This window comes from Novosphingobium aromaticivorans DSM 12444, from assembly GCF_000013325.1.
In the GTDB taxonomy this organism is placed as follows: domain Bacteria; phylum Pseudomonadota; class Alphaproteobacteria; order Sphingomonadales; family Sphingomonadaceae; genus Novosphingobium; species Novosphingobium aromaticivorans.
In genome coordinates, this window is the sequence record NC_007794.1 from 555,431 (window position 1) to 572,691 (window position 17,261).

A 17,261-nucleotide genomic window follows, 5' to 3' on the forward strand; every position below is an offset into this window, starting at 1 on the left:
ACAATGAACGCCCAAACTTCTACGGCGACCCAGAAGCATCGCGTTGCTCCGCCGCCACACGTGCCGGGCCATCTGATCCGGGAGATCGACGCATACGACCTGGACGGCCTGGAGCAGGGTTTCCACGAAGCATGGAAGCGGGTGCAGCAACCCGATACGCCGCCGCTCGTCTGGACGCCGTTCACTGGCGGGCACTGGATCGCAACCCGCGGTACCTTGATCGACGAGATCTATCGCAGCCCCGAACGCTTCTCCAGCCGCGTGATCTGGGTCCCGCGCGAAGCGGGCGAGGCGTACGACATGGTGCCGACCAAGCTCGATCCGCCCGAGCATACACCCTATCGCAAGGCGATCGACAAGGGCCTGAACCTTGCGGAAATCCGCAAGCTCGAGGACCAGATCCGGACCATCGCGGTCGAGATCATCGAAGGCTTCGCCGATCGCGGCCATTGTGAGTTCGGCAGCGAGTTCTCGACGGTGTTTCCAGTCAGGGTGTTTCTCGCGCTGGCCGGGCTGCCGGTTGAAGATGCCACGAAGCTTGGCCTTCTGGCGAACGAGATGACGCGGCCCTCGGGCAACACGCCGGAAGAGCAGGGGCGGTCGCTGGAAGCGGCAAACAAGGGATTTTTCGAGTACGTCGCGCCGATCATCGCTGCGCGCAGGGGAGGCAGTGGTACTGACCTCATCACGCGCATTCTCAACGTCGAAATCGACGGCAAGCCGATGCCCGACGACCGTGCGCTAGGCCTGGTTTCGCTCCTGCTGCTCGGAGGGCTCGACACTGTCGTCAACTTCCTCGGCTTCATGATGATCTACCTTTCCCGGCACCCCGAAACGGTTGCCGAAATGCGGCGCGAACCATTGAAGCTGCAACGCGGCGTTGAAGAGCTGTTCCGTCGCTTCGCGGTCGTTTCGGATGCACGATATGTCGTTTCGGACATGGAGTTCCATGGCACCATGCTTAAGGAGGGCGACCTCATCCTCCTGCCAACGGCTCTGCACGGGCTTGACGACAGGCATCATGACGATCCCATGACCGTCGACCTGTCGCGGCGCGATGTCACTCACTCGACTTTCGCCCAGGGGCCGCACCGCTGCGCGGGCATGCACCTCGCGCGCCTCGAGGTGACGGTCATGCTGCAGGAATGGCTGGCCCGCATTCCGGAATTCAGGCTGAAGGACAGGGCAGTGCCAATCTACCATTCAGGCATCGTCGCGGCGGTCGAGAACATTCCACTGGAATGGGAGCCTCAGAGGGTTTCGGCATGATGGATGACGAGAAGGCGCATTTCCGCAAGGTCCTCGGGCATTATCCGACAGGTGTCTGTGCCATCACCGCCAAAACGCCCGACGGCACCGCCACCGCGATGATCGTCGGCTCGTTCACTTCTGTCTCGCTTGACCCGCCGCTTGTCGGGTTCTTTCCTGACAAGCAGTCGAGCAGCTGGAGCGCGATTTCGGTTTGCGACGGGTTTTGCGTGAATGTGCTGGGATCGTCGCAGGAGGCCCTCTGCCGCCAGCTCGCGTCCAAGGACCCGCGCAAGTTCGAGGGCGTGGCACATACCTTATCCCCGCGCGGTGCCCCGCTGATCGACGGGGCCTTGGCCTGGATCGATTGCTCGATGCACTCGGTCAGCGAAGCCGGGGACCATCTGCTGGTGCTGGGTGCGGTCGAGAGCTTCGAGATCGCCACGCCGGGCGATCCGTTGCTGTTCCACAAGGGCAGTTACGGCAAGTTTACGGCCTAGCCCTTCGCAAAACCGTGCAGGGCAAGATTGGCGGCCTGTTCGGCGATCTGCGCCGGGCTGAGCTTGCCGGGGCGGTACCATGTGGCGCATGAATCAAGCATGGCGATCAGGAACTTGCGGACGAGAGTCGGATCGAGACCGCTTCGAGCCGAGCCATCGGCCTGGGCGGCGGCGATGAGATCGCGCCAGTAATTGTCGAAGCTGGAGTAGGCCGCCAGAACCCGCCCCTTCATCTCGGCGGGAAGGTCATCGAAGACGCGCGAGACGGCGGATGAATAGTCGTCGCCTGTCAGCAGAAACCCGATGTGCGCCTCGATCGCCGCCTTTAATCGCTCCAACGCGGTCGCAGAAGGCCCAAGGACTTCGACCTGGGCCATGATGTGGCGGTTGTTGCGGTAGATGCCCTCCATCATCACGGCCTCGACGAGATCATCCTTCGAGGAGAAATGGTGGTAGATGCTGGGGGCAAGCATGCCGGCACCCGCTGCAATCTCGGTAAGTTTCGCGCCGGCGAGGCCCTTCTGGCGAAGAGCCGTCGCAGCCGAGTCAAGAATGCGCGTCTTGCCGTTTTCTACTTGTGCCATAATCAATCTTCATCTGTCTCAGGCACAACTGATGCACCAGCGCTTTGCAATCAACCTGCAAATGGCACGTTTGGCACGCCAGCGGCAGGAGGATCAAGAATTTCGAAAAGCCCGCCCGCGAGAGGTTGCTGGGCGAACTGTTCGGCTCCGTAGCCCTGCGATCCGGTGATCAGGAACAGCCGGGAATGGTCGGTCCCGCCAAAGGCAGGGCGCAGGCCGCGCCGTACAGGCAATTGGCGATCTTCCAGCAAGGTGCCGTCCGGCGCGAAACGGCGCAGCATCCAGCTTTCGTAGAATGCCATCCAGATGCAGCCCTCCACGTCCACCGCCATTCCGTCGGGGTAGCCGTCTTCTGGCTTGAAGCGGAGGAAATCGCGCCGGTTGCGGAGGTTTCCGTCTGCGTCCACATCGTAGGCCCAGCTCACCAGCGGCATGGAGTCGTTGACGTAAGCGGTCTTGCCATCGGGGCTGAAGGCCGGGCCATTTGCAGTGACGATGTTCTGTTCCTGCGAGGAGACCGTGCCGTCCGCGGCGAGGCGGTAGAGTTCGCCAGTGTTCCGGGCGTCAAGGTTGCCGAGCGTGCTTTCCTTGTCCTCGGCCGTGGTGCTTTCGTCCCATTGGCTGCAGTCGCAGGAGCCTGACCAGTAGCGGCCGCTTCGGTCGACCACGCCGTCGTTCAGCCTCGCAATCCGGGGGTCGGAGATCGGATGAACGAGCGGGTGATAGATGTCCGCGTGCGGATCGATGTGGACGAACCCATCGGCGGAAGAGGCGATGAAGCCACCTGACGAACGTGGCGCTATGGCGCTGACCCACTTCGGCGGAACCCAGGTGCCCTTGCTGCCCGTTTCAAGGTTGAACCAGTTCACGCTGGGGGCTTCGATGTCCACCCAATAGATGCAGCCGTCGCGCTCGTCCCAGATCGTGCCTTCGCCGAGGATAGCCTTGGCATCCCAGAGGCACCGCCACCGATCACCTTCCATCATCTCGTCATCCCGCTTCCTGTATCGCGCAAGAGCGGGGGCTCTTGCCGGAGTGTAAACTCAAACCTAATCATGATTAGTCTGCGCGGGCAACCAAATTGTTGCTCAGGAAGCGTCGGGTCGATGACCGCCGTGGCGCTGGAATATTTCCTGGGAGCTTTCGCCGGCATATGAGCCGACGACAGCCTTGAGATCCTCGGTCCGCAGGCGGTTGCGGATCGCCGTTACCTCGGGTTCGAGATGAAGAAGGGCGTCGCTTTCGGCGATTGCCGAAGCCGCTGCGTGAAATCCGGCTGCCTCCATCGCCCGGTTGATCGACCGCTTCTTCATGGCCAGGACGGCAGGCGGCATAAGCTTCATCCGCTGGGCCAGACTCTCGCAACACGCGATCACTTCCGAAGCAGGGACCGCGCAATTGGCCCAGCCCCAAGCTGCCGCCATGCGGCCGTCGATCCGGTTGCCAGGCAGAAAGGCGAACTCCTTCGCGTGGCGAGAGCCGACGTGGCTCACCCAGGTGGGGGCGATGAAGCCTCCTCCGATCGGAATGGTGGGCTCGCTTATCATCGCGTCTTCGGCCACCACGAGGATATCCGCGAACGACGCAAGCTGCGCGGCAACGCCGATGCAATAGCCGTGGACCGCGACGATCACCGGCTTCGGGTGGCGCCAAAGGTCCAGCCAGCGTTCGACATAGGAAGAGAGCCGCAGTACGTCGCTGGTGGGGCCGCTCGTGGCATTGTATTCGCCCAGATCCATGCCCGAGCTGAAACCGCGACCGCTCCCGCGAATCCCGAGAACCGGTGCGCCATTGGCCTGTCGGTCCTTAACCAGCGCCGAGAATTGTTCCAGCAGGGTGGCGGAGAAGCTGTTCGCAGCTTGCGGGCGATCGAAGACGATCCAGTCGATTGCGTCGCCTTCCTCGAGTCTCACTCCGTCCACGGCATCCATCTCTCTCTCCCTGCTTCGGTCGTTGCGAGCAGTCTGTATGGCCTATTTACACTTGGCTTAAATTAGGGCAAACCTAAAATGAATTAGGTTGAAGTTGGGGTGCGGTGCCTCATCCGAGATAATCCGGACTTCAACTTGCGCAGTGTGCCGGCCAAAGCCCGGCAAGTGCATCGGGAGAGATGACTGCCATGTATGCGACAAGTGCGGATGAACGGAGGCACGCAATTGCCGTTCGCCATCCTGCCTGGATCTGGAACAACCTCCATTCCTATCTCGATTGGAGTCTCGGGGACCTTGCCGATCGGCCTCTGGTCATCGCCGACGAAGGGACGCTTACATACGGGGACGCAGCCCGCCTGTCCGTCGAGCTTGCCGGCGGCCTGAAGGCACGGGGCATCAAGAAGGGCGAAAGGGTCGGCCTCATCATGGCCAACGACCCGTTGACGGTGCCTCTGCTGTTCGCGATCTGGCGGGCAGGGGCAATCGCGGTCCCGCTCAACACACTGTATCGCCCCGACGAGATAAGGTTCGCGCTTGCTGAGGCTGGTTGCGCGCTGCTTATTGCGATGGACAGGTTCGCTTCCAGGAACTTCGCGCAGGAACTCGAGGAAGGCTTGCCGGGATGGCAGGCTGGAGCCTGCCACGATCTGCCGGAACTTCGCGGTGGCCTGATTTTTGACCGCGCCGCTCCCGGTCGCCTCGTTGAGAAACTCTCGGGCCAAGGTGGGGGCGCGGAAGATCATGAGCGCGTCGAAGGCGGCGATACCGCGCTTATCCTGTTCACGTCCGGCACGACCGGGTCGCCCAAGGGTGTCGAAATCAGTCACGACAACCTCCTGCGGGCGATGTACGCCGGGGCCTACCACCAGGCATTCGAGGACGGACGCAGGGCAGTGTTCTCGTTGCCTCTCTATCACGGCTTCGGACTTGTCGTCGGCCTTCTTTCGGGCATGGTTTCGGGCGGCGCGATCATTCCGCTGCTGCGGTTCGATCCGCACCAGATCCTTGCTGCGACGGAGCGCCATCGCGCCACCTACCTGATGGGAGTGCCGACTATGACGATCGCGTTGCTCGAGCAGGCCAAGCGCCAGCACTACGATCTGTCATCCCTGAATGCGATCCACAGCGCGGCCGCGCCGACGCCGAGCTGGGTATGGGAGGACATACGCGCGACGTTCGGGTGCGAAGAGATCATCACCAGCTATGGCCAGACCGAGGTCACCGCCACGGTCATCTGTACGGCGCCGGGGGATTCGATCGAGACGGTGTCGGAAACGCAGGGTCGGATCGTCGAGGCGGGCATCGCGGGCATGCCGGATCAGGGCGGCCGGATAGCGGAGTTCAAGATAATCGACCCCGAAACCGGTGCAGACCTGCCGTGGGGCGCCTCGGGCGAGCTGTGCTGTCGCAGTCCGATGAACAGTAAGGGCTACTTTCGGCGTCCTAAAGCGACCGCGGCACTCTTTCTCGAAGGTGGCTGGATCAGGATGGGAGACCTTGGGCAATTTCGGCCCGACGGAAACCTGTTCCTGACCGGACGCACCAAGGAGCTTTACAAGAGCAAGGGCGAACTCGTGTCGCCCAAGGAACTCGAACAGATACTCACGGCAAATCCGGGGGTATCCCAGGCGTTCTTCATTGGGATGCCGGACGACCAATTTGGCGAATGCGGCTGTGCTTGGGTCGTCAGGGCCGAGGGCAGCGGGATATGCGAGGGGGAGGTCATGGATTACCTTCGCGAACGCATTCCCGCCTACAAGATGCCCCGCGAGGTCTGGTTCATCGAAGACGAGGCCCTGCCCAAGACCGGCACGGGCAAGGTCCAGAAGGCGGAGCTGCGCAACATGGCGCTGGCGATGCTTGCAGATCAGAAGGCGGTTTGACGATGCGAAGCGATCAGGTTGCAGCCGCGTGGAAGGAACGCGAGCAATGACCCCGGCCGAGATCTCCCCGATCGAAGATATCATCCGCGAAGCCGTGGAAGGCAGACCCTTCATTCTCGTCGACGCGGATGACCGCGAGAACGAAGGCGACATCATCATCCCGGCGCAGTTCGCCACGCCCGCGCAGATCAGCTTCATGGCTTGTCATGCGCGGGGGTTGATCTGTCTTGCGATTACGCAGGAGCGTTCCTCGCAACTGCAGCTCAGGCCGATGGCACCGCGCAATGAGTCCGGCTACGGCACGGCATTCACCGTCTCCATCGAGGCGAAGGAAGGCGTCACGACGGGCATTTCCGCCCATGACCGGGCCAGGACAATTGCCGTCGCGGTCGATCCGACGAAGGGAGTAGACGACCTGGTGACGCCCGGGCATGTATTCCCGCTCACCGCCCGGGATGGCGGCGTGCTTGTCCGGGCCGGGCATACCGAGGCTGCCGTCGACATTTCCCGGCTCGGCGGGCTTACACCTGCCGGTGTGATCTGCGAGGTCATGAATGACGACGGCACTATGGCGCGCCTGCCGGACCTGAAGATTTTCGCCGCGAAGCATGGCCTGAAAATAGGGACGATCGCCGATCTCATCGCCTACCGTCGCTCGTCGGAGCAGCTCGTGGAGGAGATGGCGTCGGCGCCGTTCCAGAGCCACTTCTGTCCTTCGCCGATGACGGTGCACGTCTACAGGAACAAGATTGACGGAGGCGAGCATGTCGCACTGGTCAAGGGCGAGATCCGCGCCGACCAGGATACGCTGGTACGCGTACACCAGGTCGACCTGACCACCGACGTGCTCGGCTGGAACACGGCTTCGCCGGAATACCTGCGACGTGCCCTTCGTTTCATTTCCGATCATTCGGGACCGGGCGTTGTCGTGCTGGTGCGCGATCCCGATCCGGAATCCATTTCCCGCCGTGTCGCGGGCGGACGGCGCGAGTATCACGAGAAGAATGCCAACCGTGACTACGGCATCGGGGCGCAGATCCTGATCGATCTCGGCGTCCGGCAGATGACCTTGCTGACTTCGAGCAAGGCGAAGCTGGCCGCGCTTCAGGGGTTCGGCCTGACGATCAACGGACGCACCGAACTGCGGGAGAACCGTCCGGATTCCCCGATCCGCGTACGCTCCGATTTCTGAGCCCGACCCTTTGCGGCGCGTTACGCTACCGCTTTGACGGGCGCGGCAAACGCGGCGACGATCTGGCCGATGGTGTCTTCGACCGCATCCTCGAAGCGTTCCTCGTTGCTGCCGTTGCCGCGGGTGTGGATCACCAGAATGTTGAGGAACATGAAGCACGCCGTGATCAGGCGACGCTGTGCAGCCGCTTCACTGAGATAGGCAAGGCAGGACCGCAACAGGGCCAGCGTGCGAGCCAGTTGCGGCGCAACGTGATCGCCGAACTGGCCGAATTGCTGCGCCTGGTAGCGCTGCAGATAGGCTGTCAGGAATGCGGCGTAGGAATGATCGCCAAACGCATCGATCAGCTGGATCTGCGGGAGGAAGATCACTTCGACGATCGTGCGCAGGTCGGTCAGCTTGCCTTCGGCCTCGGCTTGCGAAAGCATCAGGCCGCGCATCTCTTCCATCTGGTTCATGCGGTAATCGAATACCGCCTGCACAAGCGAATCGCGCGAACCGAAGTGATACTGGACGGCGTGGTGGTTGCGCTGTCCGGCTTGAGACGCGATCTCGCGCAGCGAAGCCCCCTCTATGCCGTCCCGCGCGAAAAGAACTTCTGCCGCCAGGATAAGGGCGACTTTGGGGCCCTGGTTGAGGTGTGAACTCAACGGGGCAGGTGAGCGCGGGGCTGCTTTCTGGGGCATTTAAGCCATTTGGGCTAATGTGCTGCATTCGTCAAGAAACACCGGCCCCGCCACGCCTGTCCGACGGGTCCGCGAACCCGCGCCAAACCTTTACGCGCGGCATTTTTCCGATTGACGAACCCTGCACCTATGGGCATGTAACCCACATGGCTTAATTTTAAGGCACATGGGAGAGACGGCATGGCCATGGAAACCGGATTGATTTTTCACCCCTACATGCGTCCGGGCCGCACGGCCCGGCAGACCTTCGAATGGGGTGTCCAGAGCGCGGTTCACTGCGACAAGATCGGCTTCAGCTCGATGATGATTTCGGAGCATGCTTCCCAGATCTGGGAAAACATCCCGAACCCCGAGCTGATCATGGCGGCGGCTGCCCTGCAGACGACCAACATCAAGTTCGCACCGATGGCGCACATCCTTCCGCATCAGCATCCGGCGAAGCTCGCGATGATGGTGGGTTGGCTCTCCCAGATCCTCGAGGGGCGCTATTTCATGGGTATCGGTGCTGGCGCCTACCCGCTCGCATCGTACATCCATGGTATCAAGAACGGCCAGGACACGGCGTTCCTCAACGAGATGGTCCGTGAATCGCTCTTCATCATGGAGAAGATCTGGAAGCGCGAACCTTTCTTCTACGAAGGCAAGTTCTGGAGCGCTGGCTTCCCCGAAGAGGAGCCTGCGCAGACGGAAGAGGACGAGCAGCACATGCTCGCGAACTACGCTCCCTACGGCGGTGGCTTCCCCGAATTCGCCGTGACCGGCTTCAGCTACAATTCGCCTTCGATGAAGCTTGCGGGCGAGCGCAACTTCAAGCCCGTGTCGATCTTTTCGGGCATCGACGCCCTCAAGAAGCATTGGGAAACGTACTCAGAAGCGAACATAAAGGCGGGCTTCACGCCCGACCGGCAGCGCCATGCCGTGTCGCAGACGGTCTTCTGTGCCGACACCGACGCGGAGGCGAAGCGCCTCGTGATGGAAGGTCCGATCGGCTACTGCTTCGAGCGCTACCTGATCCCGATCTGGCGCCGCTTCGGCATGATGGACGGTTTCGCAAAGGATGCGGGCATCGATCCGCTTGATGCCGATCTCGAGTTCCTCGTGGACAACGTGTTCGTTGTCGGGTCGCCGGACACGATCGTCGACAAGCTCAACACACTGTTTGCGAAGTGCGGCGGCTGGGGAACGCTGCAGGTCGAGGCGCACGACTACTACGACGATCCGTCGCCATGGTTCAATTCGCTCGAACTGCTCGCCAAGGAAGTCGCGCCGCGCGTCAAGCTGCCTGAAGCGATGGCTGCGGCCTGAAATCAAAACTGCTCGGTGCCGGCGCGCCAGAAGCCGGCACCGGGTTTTCAACGAGAATATAGATGGGAGAAGGGACAATGACCAAATCGGATCATCGGTGTGCCGTGCGCAAGAGCGGAGTGGGCTATTTCGGCGGCGCAAGCCTTGTGGCACTCGCTTCGTGCTTCCTGCTGCCGTCGGTTGCTGCCGCACAGGCAGAGTCGGCTGAGCCGCAGGAGGAGATCGCCACCCAGGATATCGTCGTGACGGCCCAACGCCGCGAAGAGCGGCTGTCGAAGGTTCCGGTCTCGGTCGTCGCGTTCGGGGCCGAAGCGCTGCAGAACCGCAACATCACTAGCGAACAGGACATCGGAACGCTCGTTCCAGGCCTTCAGGTGAAGAACGGCCAGAACTCCAACCAGCTTAGCTACAGCATGCGAGGCCAGTCGCTGGACCCGTTCTCGGGCACCAGCCCTGCCGTGCTGCCCTATCTGAATGAAGCGCCGTACAACCCCGGCAACACGGCCACGGCCTTCTTCGATCTTGGTTCGATCCAGGTACTCAAGGGGCCTCAGGGCACGCTGTTCGGTCGCAATGCGACCGGCGGCGCCGTGCTTTACACCACGCCGATGCCTGGAGACACTTTCGGTGGATATGTGACCGTGCGCGGTGCATCGCGCGATTACGGGCAGATGCAGGCGGCGGTCGACCTGCCCATCGCCGAAGGCAAGGCAGCCCTTCGACTGGCCTTCGACGCGACGCGCGGCAATGGCTATGTCACCAATATCAACACCGGCAATACGTTGGGCGACAAGAACAGCCGTTCGGGGCGCGTCACCCTTTTGCTTACCCCGACCGACACGCTCAGGAACGTCACCATCGTCCAGTACGATCGCGTGAAGGGCACCGAAGGCGTCGGCGGCATCTACACCTACTATTCCGCGACCGACCCGCAGTTTGTCAGCGACGGCACTAACCATGTCCCGGTCAGCGGTCTGACCAACACTCTCGCCGCGATATACGGCACCAATGATGGGCCGGCCGCGCCTGGCTTCTGGCCGGGCGCCGTCGAGGGCTATACCAAATTCACCCGGGCAAATCCCTACAAGGTCTGGTTGCAGTACGATCTGCCGCACAGCGCGGAAAACGTGTTCGTCTCGAACACCACGGAACTCGAGATTGGCGCGGACACCAAGCTGAAGAACATCTTCAGCTACATGAACGGAAAGTCCAACACTCCGGGTAATCTTGGTGGCGGACCGTTCGGCTCATTGTGGCTGTTCAAGCTTGCGGGCATCAACGCCACTGGTGCTCCCGGCGGCCAGACGTTCGAGTCCAATACCTTCAGCGAGGAGCTTCAGATTCAGGGAAGCTTGATGGAGGATCGCCTCAACTATACCGCGGGCGTGTTCTACTCGAACCAGAAGCGCTTCGAGATCGTCCCGATCAACATCGGCGCGGACGTGGTCCCCGGCGGCATCGCAGACATCTCGTATGCCTATCGGAACCGGCAGGAATCGAAGGCGATCTTCGCGCAGGTCAGCTACAAGGTCACCGAGCAGCTCACGGCGACGCTTGGCGGTCGCTACACCTGGGAGAACGTCGGCATCCGGCAGGCCCCCGGCAACGTGTTTGGCGTCGATCCCGACTCGCCTGCCGCGGACCAGAGCAGGAAGCTTTCCGCTCCGGCCTGGACTGCCAGCCTGCAATACCAGATCGATCCCAACAACATGGTGTACTTCAACCAGCGCGGCAGCTTCCGTTCGGGCAACCTGAACGGCACGGTTGCGCCGTTCACCGACCCATTGACCGGCCAGCCGGCGAACTTCTTCAAGAACGAGAAGGTCCACGACTTCGAACTGGGCTACAAGTTCAACGGCCGCATTGGCGGCGCTCCGGTCCAGTTCAATGTCGCCGCGTACAAGGTGATCGTGAAGGACGCCCAGCGTGCCCTTTACGCCCTCGTGGGTGGTGCCCCGGCAGGTTTCACGGTCAACGTTCCTCAGGCCGAGACCCAGGGTTTCGAAGTCGACGCCTTCGCGGGTCTGACGTCGTGGCTCGATGTCGGGTTCAACCTTGCCTACACCGACGCGAAGTACACCAAGCGCAGCGTGCCGATCCCGTTCGTAGGCAATCTGCTGGTCGACTCCTATCCTGATGCTCCGAAGTGGGCAGGGTCGGCCAACATCGAGATCAAATTCCCCTTGCCCGAGGAAATCGGCAAGATCAGCCTTCGCGGCGATTACTATGGGCAGACGGGCTTCTTCTTCTCGAACACCAATGGGACGTCGACGCCCGGAACACATCTCGATGGGTACTGGAACGTCGGTGCAAGGCTGAACTGGAAGGAAATCATGGGAAGCCAGGTTTCTGCCGCTGTCTTCGTGAGGAACCTTACCAACGAATCTTACTACATTTCCGGCTATGCTCTGGGCGCGTCCAATGGCGTGAACACCGCATATCCGGGCGAGCCTCGCACCATTGGGGCAGAAATCTCCGTCAAGTTCTAAGCTTGCAAGCGACGTGGATCCGGGGCTGCACTTGTCAGTCCCCGGACCTGCGGGTTGACGTGATCGATTACTACCACTCGTTCAGCACGCGCTATAGCGGGCACTTGCGCAGCGACAGCGGATGTACATCATGACCGCCAACCGATGATCGCCGGCGATGAATTGCAATAGCGGAAGGGGCTCGCACGTTTGCGAGGTCTCGACACCAGCCAACGCTAGCGATCAGAGCGTTCAGCCCTAACCGGTGCGTTTGCTATGCCAGGGCCAGACCAAGCAATCAATCCCCGGAAGGGCGCTTGCCCAGCCGGGGAGTTGCGATGGCTTCTGGCTGCGACACTCTTGGTCAGAAGCGCATGCTGACACCTACGAGGAGCTGGTGTCGCGAGTAGTCGATGCCGAGGCTCACGTCTTCGTCCGCGAACTTCGCATTGGCATAATCGGTGTAGACGTACTCGATCTTGGGGAACGCGCGGTTGGAAATGGCGACTTCTCCGCTGGTCGGCGGCCAGGCAGACATGATCGCCGCTATCGCGCTTGTCTGGCCAGGAAGAAGGAAATCGCGCGAGGCTGACCCTCACCCGGATTGCGGTCATCGGAGCGGGATGCATCGGCAGCGCGATTGCTGCTGTGTTGGCGGAATCGGGGCGGGACATCGTGCTGGTGGCGCGGCGGCAACAGCCGCGCCGTGGCGGTCAACCGACAGGATCATACTTGCCGTTTTTTCGCGCACCAACATACCGGATCTTTCCTGCCGAACACAGTGCCGCAATATCCCTTCGCGCGGTCTTGAGGCTGACCTGCCAATGGGTCGAAAGGTCGTATGCACGGCACGGGTAGCCTGAGCCGACTCGGTCAAGAAACCAGCGCTGCCTGTAGTTCAAACCATCGATTATTGGGTCGCTTGCAGGGACGCTTATTGGGACATTTGTACGGTCATCCGGTGGCTTCTCGTGTCGCGGTTCCCGCGATGGGAGTAGCATCGACGGGCCCCTCGCGGGATAATCGGTAAGCTGAGGCGCGATGGCTGCGAGTTGCGAAATTTGGATCAGGTCCAGAACAAAGGCCTTCATCACTGATGAGCTTGTCAGGAGGCGGAGGAAGAAAACCGTTTCGGGACCGTGCTGGGCGGACATCCAGTGCTTAACTGTTCGCTCGCTTGCGCCGGTCGTCTTCATGATCTGCTTCACCGCGCCACGGTCACGGCCATGTTCGCGCCAGAGTAGCTCCGCGATGGTTTCGGCATAGGCCACTCGCCCGGTCAGCGCACCTTTCCACATCGGCAACCTCCTGCCCTTTTTCGGCAAAATCTTCCGCATCTTTTACCCATATACTCGATGACTGCGCGGGAGCGCGGAGAGGTCCGTCGTTTGCGCTGTTCAAGTTGATCGCCTGCTTTCGGCGGTACGGTGATCGAAAGGACGCAAATTGCGAGACTGGAGCCACGAGGATTCGGACGACGAAGGGAGGCAAGCGCGCGGTCTTGTACGCGCTGCTGAATACGTCCGCATGTCTACGGACCACCAGAAATATTCAACGGAGAATCAGGCCGATGCCATCCGGCACTATGCCACGCCTCGGGGGATCGAGATTGTTAGGACCTATGCAGACTCTGGCAAGAGCGGGCTGAAGCTCGAAGGCCGTGATGCCCTCAAGCAGTTGATCGATGACGTTCAGACCGGCGTTGCCGATTTCACGATGGTGCTCGTTTATGACATCAGCCGCTGGGGCCGGTTTCAGGACGCCGACGAAAGCGCTTATTACGAATATATCTGCAAGCGTGCCGGGATTGCGGTGCAGTACTGCACCGAGCAATTTGAAAACGACGGCAGTCCCGTCTCCACCATGATCAAAGGCGTCAAGCGCGCGATGGCTGGTGAGTACAGCCGCGAGCTTTCCGCAAAGGTCTTTGCGGGCCAAAGAAGGCTCATCGAGAATGGGTATCGTCAAGGAGGAGCAGCCGGCTTCGGCCTGCGACGCACTCTGGTTGACGAACGAGGCGAAACCAAAGGCGTGTTGGGGCGCGGTGAGCACAAGAGCATTCAGACAGACCGCGTGATCCTCACGCGGGGGCCAGACGAAGAAATCGCGATCGTACAGGAGGTGTATGCCGCCTTTGTCCATGGCGGGCAAAGCGAGAGCGCCATTGCCGAACAACTGAATGCTCGTGGGATCGTCACCGACCTTGGGCGGCCATGGACACGCGGAACTGTTCACCAGCTGCTCATCAACGGGAAGTACGTCGGCGACAACGTCTGGAATCGGCAATCCTTCAAGCTGAAGAAGAAGCGGGTTCGAAATGACCCGGCGATGTGGATCCGTAGCCCGGGCGCATTTGAGGAAATTGTCGCGCGCGACCTGTTCGATGCCGCGCAGTCGATCATTGGCGCGCGCTCGTTCAGGCTGTCGGATGCCGAAATGATCGAAGCGCTGCGTAAGGTTTACGAGACTAAGGGTACCCTCTCCGGCATCATCATCGATGAGTGCGACGGGGTGCCATCGAGCAGCGCATACTTATCCCGGTTCGGTAGTTTGCTGCGAGCCTACAGCCTCGTCGGCTATTCACCTGATCGTGACTACGCCTATGTCGAAGTCAACCGCGAGCTGCGGCGTCTCCACCCAGAAGTGACGCAGAAGGTGCTTGAAGGTCTGAAGTGTCAGGGCAGTGTGTCTTGGCGGGATTGCACGACCGACCAGATTATCGTGAACGACGAGTTCAGCCTGTCCGTCGTCATCGTCCGATGCACATCGACGCCGACGGGTTTGCTGCGCTGGAAAATTCGCTTCGACACCTCCCAGATGCCGGATATCACCCTTGTCGTCCGCATGGACACAAACAACCGGCAGCCATTCGACTACTACTTGTTTCCCCGACTGGACGTGGCTGCCGAAAGGCTACGGCTTGCTGAGGACAACGACCTGTTGCTCGACGCCTATCGCTTTGAGAACCTAGACTTCTTCTACGAAATCGCTGCGCCTGTCAGCGTTGCGGAGGCAGCCTGATGCCAGTCACTCACTCCCAGAACATCGAGATGATCCCGATATCGCGGATAACCGTGCTCAACCCCCGGGCACGCAACAAGCGGCAGCACCGGGAGATAGTGAACAACATCGAGAAGATTGGTCTCAAGCGCCCGATTACGGTCAGTCGTCGCCAAGGCCCGAGTGGGGCTCGATACGACCTGGTTTGCGGCGAAGGGCGGCTTGAAGCCTTTCAGATGCTTGGCCAGACCGAAATACCGGCGGTGGTGATCGAGGCCAGTGAGAGCGAATGCCTCGTCATGAGCCTCGTCGAGAACATCGCCCGCAGGGTCCAGCGCCCTATCGATATTATGAACGAAATCGGTTCCTTGCGCAGGCGCGGCTACACCGAAGCCCAGATCTCCCAAAAGATCGGCGTGACGAGTTCGTGGGTCAGTATGATTGCGACTCTGCTGGAGCGCGGCGAGGAACGCTTGCTGGCAGCGGTCGAGACTGGTCTCATCCCGATCAGCTTGGCGATGGAAATCTCGCGGGCGGAGACCGAGGGAGCCCAAGGCTTGCTGCTTGACGCCTATGAGACCGGGAATCTGAGGGGCAAGAAGCTGGCTTCAGTGCGTCGCCTGCTCGAAATGAGAATGCGCGGTCGAAGCAAGTTGATGCCTGCGTGCAAGCTGGGCCGGAAAGTGACCAACCGCAAGCTGACTGCCAGCGACCTCATGCAGGTCTATCAGCGAGAGGCCGAGAAGCAGCGCCTATTGGTGAAGAAATCGGATTTCACGCAGACGCGTCTTCTGTTCATCGTTGAGGCCATCAAGAACCTGCTTGGCGACGATGGATTTGTCGCGCTGCTGAGGGCGGAAGGCCTCGAAACGATGCCTCGTGCACTGGCAATGCGAATTGCGGGGGAATACGATGACTGACTGGGCAGCGCTGGACAGGCAATTGCTCGATCCCTCAACCGAGATCCGGGTTCGCCTCGGCTTTGAGCAGCATTCGGTGACGTTGAAGGTCAACCAAATCGTGCCTCTGAAATCACTGCGCGAAGGCGTTCGGGAAAGCCGTAAGTACGCGCAAATTGTAAGCTCTATCAAAGCCATTGGGTTGGTCGAAGCGCCAGCCGTAGTCCCGAACCCCAAGACTCCTGGGCAGTATTTTCTGCTCGACGGGCACTTGCGGATCGAGGTGCTGAAGCAGCTCGGCGTTGATACGGTCGAATGCCTTGTCGCCAATGATGATGAGACGTACACCTATAACAAGCGGATCAATCGCCTGCCTCCTGTTCAAGAGCACCGGATGATTGTGAGGGCCATTGAACGCGGCGTGACCGAAGCAGTGATTGCTGATGCCTTGGGACTTGAGGTGCACTCCATTCGGGCTCGTTTTCGCCTTCTGGACGGCATTTGCGCCGAAGCGGCGGACATGCTCAAGGAGACCAACTGCTCAATGCTGGTTTTCGACATACTGCGCCGCATGTCCACCCTGCGGCAAATTGAGGCTGCCGACCTCATGATCGGGCAGAACAACTACTCGGCCATCTTCGCCCGCGCCCTTCTCGCTGCCACCCCGTACGACCAGTTATCAGCCCCAGCGAAGAAGGCGCGAAAAAATGACATTTCCGGTCCGACCAGCCAGCAGATTTCGCGGATGGAGCGGGAACTTGCGACCCTCCAGGCGCAGGTGAAATCGGTCGAGGACAGCTACGGGATCGACAACCTCCACCTGACCTTCGCGCGGGGATACATCGCTAAATTGCTCGACAACGCTCGGATCGTCCGTTGGCTATCGAACCACCGACAGGAATACCTGTCAGAGTTTCAGCGCATCGCAGGGATTGAAACGATTGGTTCACTCTCTGCATCAACGCAGGAATAGGGCATTGTATCCCGGACCCATTAAGCGCGGGGGCCTTGATCACCGAGCGGATTAATCGATCAGCTGTGCATCCTCGCCTGGGCTGGGCGCCGAGTTGACGAATTGGGCCCATTTCAACGCGTCGGTGTGGCGCCTAAGCTGCAGCGAAGCAAAACCAGATAGTCCATCGCGTAATATGCATCCCGATCGGTCTTCGAGGCGACACGCAAACGGATATCGTCATCGAGCGAGTTCTGCCAATGTCCAAGCCGCGAGAAGGCGGGCAAAGGCATTTACAGCGCGTGCGGAGAAACCGGCGCGATGATCGCGGCAGGCTCGATAATGCTCGCTGTACCTGTTCATGACCACTGCGCTGTGGCCATCGCGGCGAGTAGGGTGAGCAGCGCTAAGTTCTACGCCTGCCAATTACGGCGGCGTCTCCATCCATTAGAGCGCCCTTGCGGCAAGGTCGGGTTGCTGTAGGTCGAACAAATGCGCCTTGCGGCCTATCCTGACATGCTTCCAATCACCCTCGCGCAGGGCTGTCTGTTAGGAGCCCTTCAAGCGGAACTACATCTCGCGTGCGACCGGCGGTGCGCTGACGAGCAAACTG

15 protein-coding genes and 1 pseudogene are annotated in these 17,261 nt (G+C 60.7%); 10 read left to right on the top strand and 6 right to left on the bottom strand.

What is annotated here, in order from left to right; translation table 11 throughout:
- Window positions 1–3: 3 nt before the first annotated feature.
- Window positions 4–1,269 carry a cytochrome P450 gene (locus SARO_RS02570; protein ID WP_011444175.1) on the top strand — a complete coding sequence of 422 codons (1,266 nt, stop codon included), beginning with the start codon at window positions 4–6 and terminating at the stop codon, window positions 1,267–1,269.
- The gene (locus SARO_RS02575; protein WP_011444176.1) at window positions 1,266–1,748 is read left to right on the top strand and encodes a flavin reductase family protein; all 483 of its coding nucleotides are present in this window, start codon (window positions 1,266–1,268) and stop codon (window positions 1,746–1,748) included. Before SARO_RS02570 ends, SARO_RS02575 begins: the two co-directional genes overlap by 4 nt.
- On the opposite strand, the gene SARO_RS02580 is transcribed toward SARO_RS02575, so the two are convergent.
- The 3 genes from SARO_RS02580 to SARO_RS02590 all read right to left on the bottom strand — a co-directional run bounded on the left by SARO_RS02580 (window position 1,745) and on the right by SARO_RS02590 (window position 4,263).
- Entirely contained in the window at window positions 1,745–2,332 is a 588-nt protein-coding gene (locus SARO_RS02580) for a TetR/AcrR family transcriptional regulator (protein WP_011444177.1), read from the bottom strand. The two genes, SARO_RS02575 and SARO_RS02580, sit on opposite strands and share 4 nt — an antisense overlap.
- Before the next feature lie 50 nt (window positions 2,333–2,382).
- Complete coding sequence (locus SARO_RS02585; protein ID WP_011444178.1) at window positions 2,383–3,318, bottom strand: SMP-30/gluconolactonase/LRE family protein; 936 nt, start codon at window positions 3,316–3,318, stop codon at window positions 2,383–2,385.
- Between the two features lie 102 nt (window positions 3,319–3,420).
- On the bottom strand, window positions 3,421–4,263 hold the full coding sequence (locus SARO_RS02590; protein WP_011444179.1) for an enoyl-CoA hydratase/isomerase family protein: 843 nt from the start codon (window positions 4,261–4,263) through the stop codon (window positions 3,421–3,423).
- Between the two features lie 179 nt (window positions 4,264–4,442).
- Between SARO_RS02590 and SARO_RS02595 the strand changes: the two genes are divergently transcribed.
- Together SARO_RS02595 and ribB are read left to right on the top strand one after the other, a co-directional pair.
- Window positions 4,443–6,146 (top strand): class I adenylate-forming enzyme family protein, encoded by a 1,704-nt coding sequence (locus tag SARO_RS02595; RefSeq protein WP_143004981.1) that lies wholly within the window; start codon window positions 4,443–4,445, stop codon window positions 6,144–6,146.
- A gap of 46 nt (window positions 6,147–6,192) precedes the next feature.
- Window positions 6,193–7,338 carry a 3,4-dihydroxy-2-butanone-4-phosphate synthase gene (gene ribB / locus SARO_RS02600; protein WP_011444181.1) on the top strand — a complete coding sequence of 382 codons (1,146 nt, stop codon included), beginning with the start codon at window positions 6,193–6,195 and terminating at the stop codon, window positions 7,336–7,338.
- A gap of 20 nt (window positions 7,339–7,358) precedes the next feature.
- Here ribB and SARO_RS21640 read toward each other — a convergent pair whose 3' ends face one another.
- Window positions 7,359–8,024, bottom strand: coding sequence for a TetR/AcrR family transcriptional regulator (locus SARO_RS21640; RefSeq protein WP_011444182.1), 666 nt, complete (start codon window positions 8,022–8,024; stop codon window positions 7,359–7,361).
- A 180-nt stretch (window positions 8,025–8,204) separates the two neighbouring features.
- Here SARO_RS21640 and SARO_RS02610 point away from each other — a divergent pair, with 180 nt between their 5' ends.
- Together SARO_RS02610 and SARO_RS02615 are read left to right on the top strand one after the other, a co-directional pair.
- Window positions 8,205–9,329: an LLM class flavin-dependent oxidoreductase gene (locus SARO_RS02610; protein ID WP_011444183.1), complete on the top strand. Its 1,125-nt coding sequence runs from the start codon at window positions 8,205–8,207 to the stop codon at window positions 9,327–9,329.
- Between the two features lie 77 nt (window positions 9,330–9,406).
- Window positions 9,407–11,818 carry a TonB-dependent receptor gene (locus SARO_RS02615; RefSeq protein ID WP_011444184.1) on the top strand — a complete coding sequence of 804 codons (2,412 nt, stop codon included), beginning with the start codon at window positions 9,407–9,409 and terminating at the stop codon, window positions 11,816–11,818.
- Between the two features lie 343 nt (window positions 11,819–12,161).
- On the opposite strand, the gene SARO_RS20900 is transcribed toward SARO_RS02615, so the two are convergent.
- Window positions 12,162–12,335 (bottom strand): outer membrane protein, encoded by a 174-nt coding sequence (locus SARO_RS20900; protein WP_011444185.1) that lies wholly within the window; start codon window positions 12,333–12,335, stop codon window positions 12,162–12,164.
- A gap of 17 nt (window positions 12,336–12,352) precedes the next feature.
- Between SARO_RS20900 and SARO_RS21705 the strand changes: the two are divergent.
- Window positions 12,353–12,496, top strand: a pseudogene (locus SARO_RS21705) (2-dehydropantoate 2-reductase N-terminal domain-containing protein); the annotation flags it as partial.
- A gap of 14 nt (window positions 12,497–12,510) precedes the next feature.
- Here the strand turns inward: SARO_RS21705 and SARO_RS02620 are convergent.
- Complete coding sequence (locus SARO_RS02620; protein ID WP_234007398.1) at window positions 12,511–13,095, bottom strand: hypothetical protein; 585 nt, start codon at window positions 13,093–13,095, stop codon at window positions 12,511–12,513.
- A 148-nt stretch (window positions 13,096–13,243) separates the two neighbouring features.
- Between SARO_RS02620 and SARO_RS02625 the strand changes: the two genes are divergently transcribed.
- From SARO_RS02625 to SARO_RS02635, 3 genes are read left to right on the top strand one after another with little or no spacing between them, the layout of a single operon-like run.
- The gene (locus SARO_RS02625) at window positions 13,244–14,818 is read left to right on the top strand and encodes a recombinase family protein (protein WP_011444187.1); all 1,575 of its coding nucleotides are present in this window, start codon (window positions 13,244–13,246) and stop codon (window positions 14,816–14,818) included.
- Entirely contained in the window at window positions 14,818–15,717 is a 900-nt protein-coding gene (locus tag SARO_RS02630) for a plasmid partitioning protein RepB C-terminal domain-containing protein (protein WP_011444188.1), read from the top strand. Before SARO_RS02625 ends, SARO_RS02630 begins: the two co-directional genes overlap by 1 nt.
- Complete coding sequence (locus SARO_RS02635) at window positions 15,710–16,669, top strand: plasmid partitioning protein RepB C-terminal domain-containing protein (protein WP_011444189.1); 960 nt, start codon at window positions 15,710–15,712, stop codon at window positions 16,667–16,669. Before SARO_RS02630 ends, SARO_RS02635 begins: the two co-directional genes overlap by 8 nt.
- Window positions 16,670–17,261 lie beyond the last annotated feature (592 nt).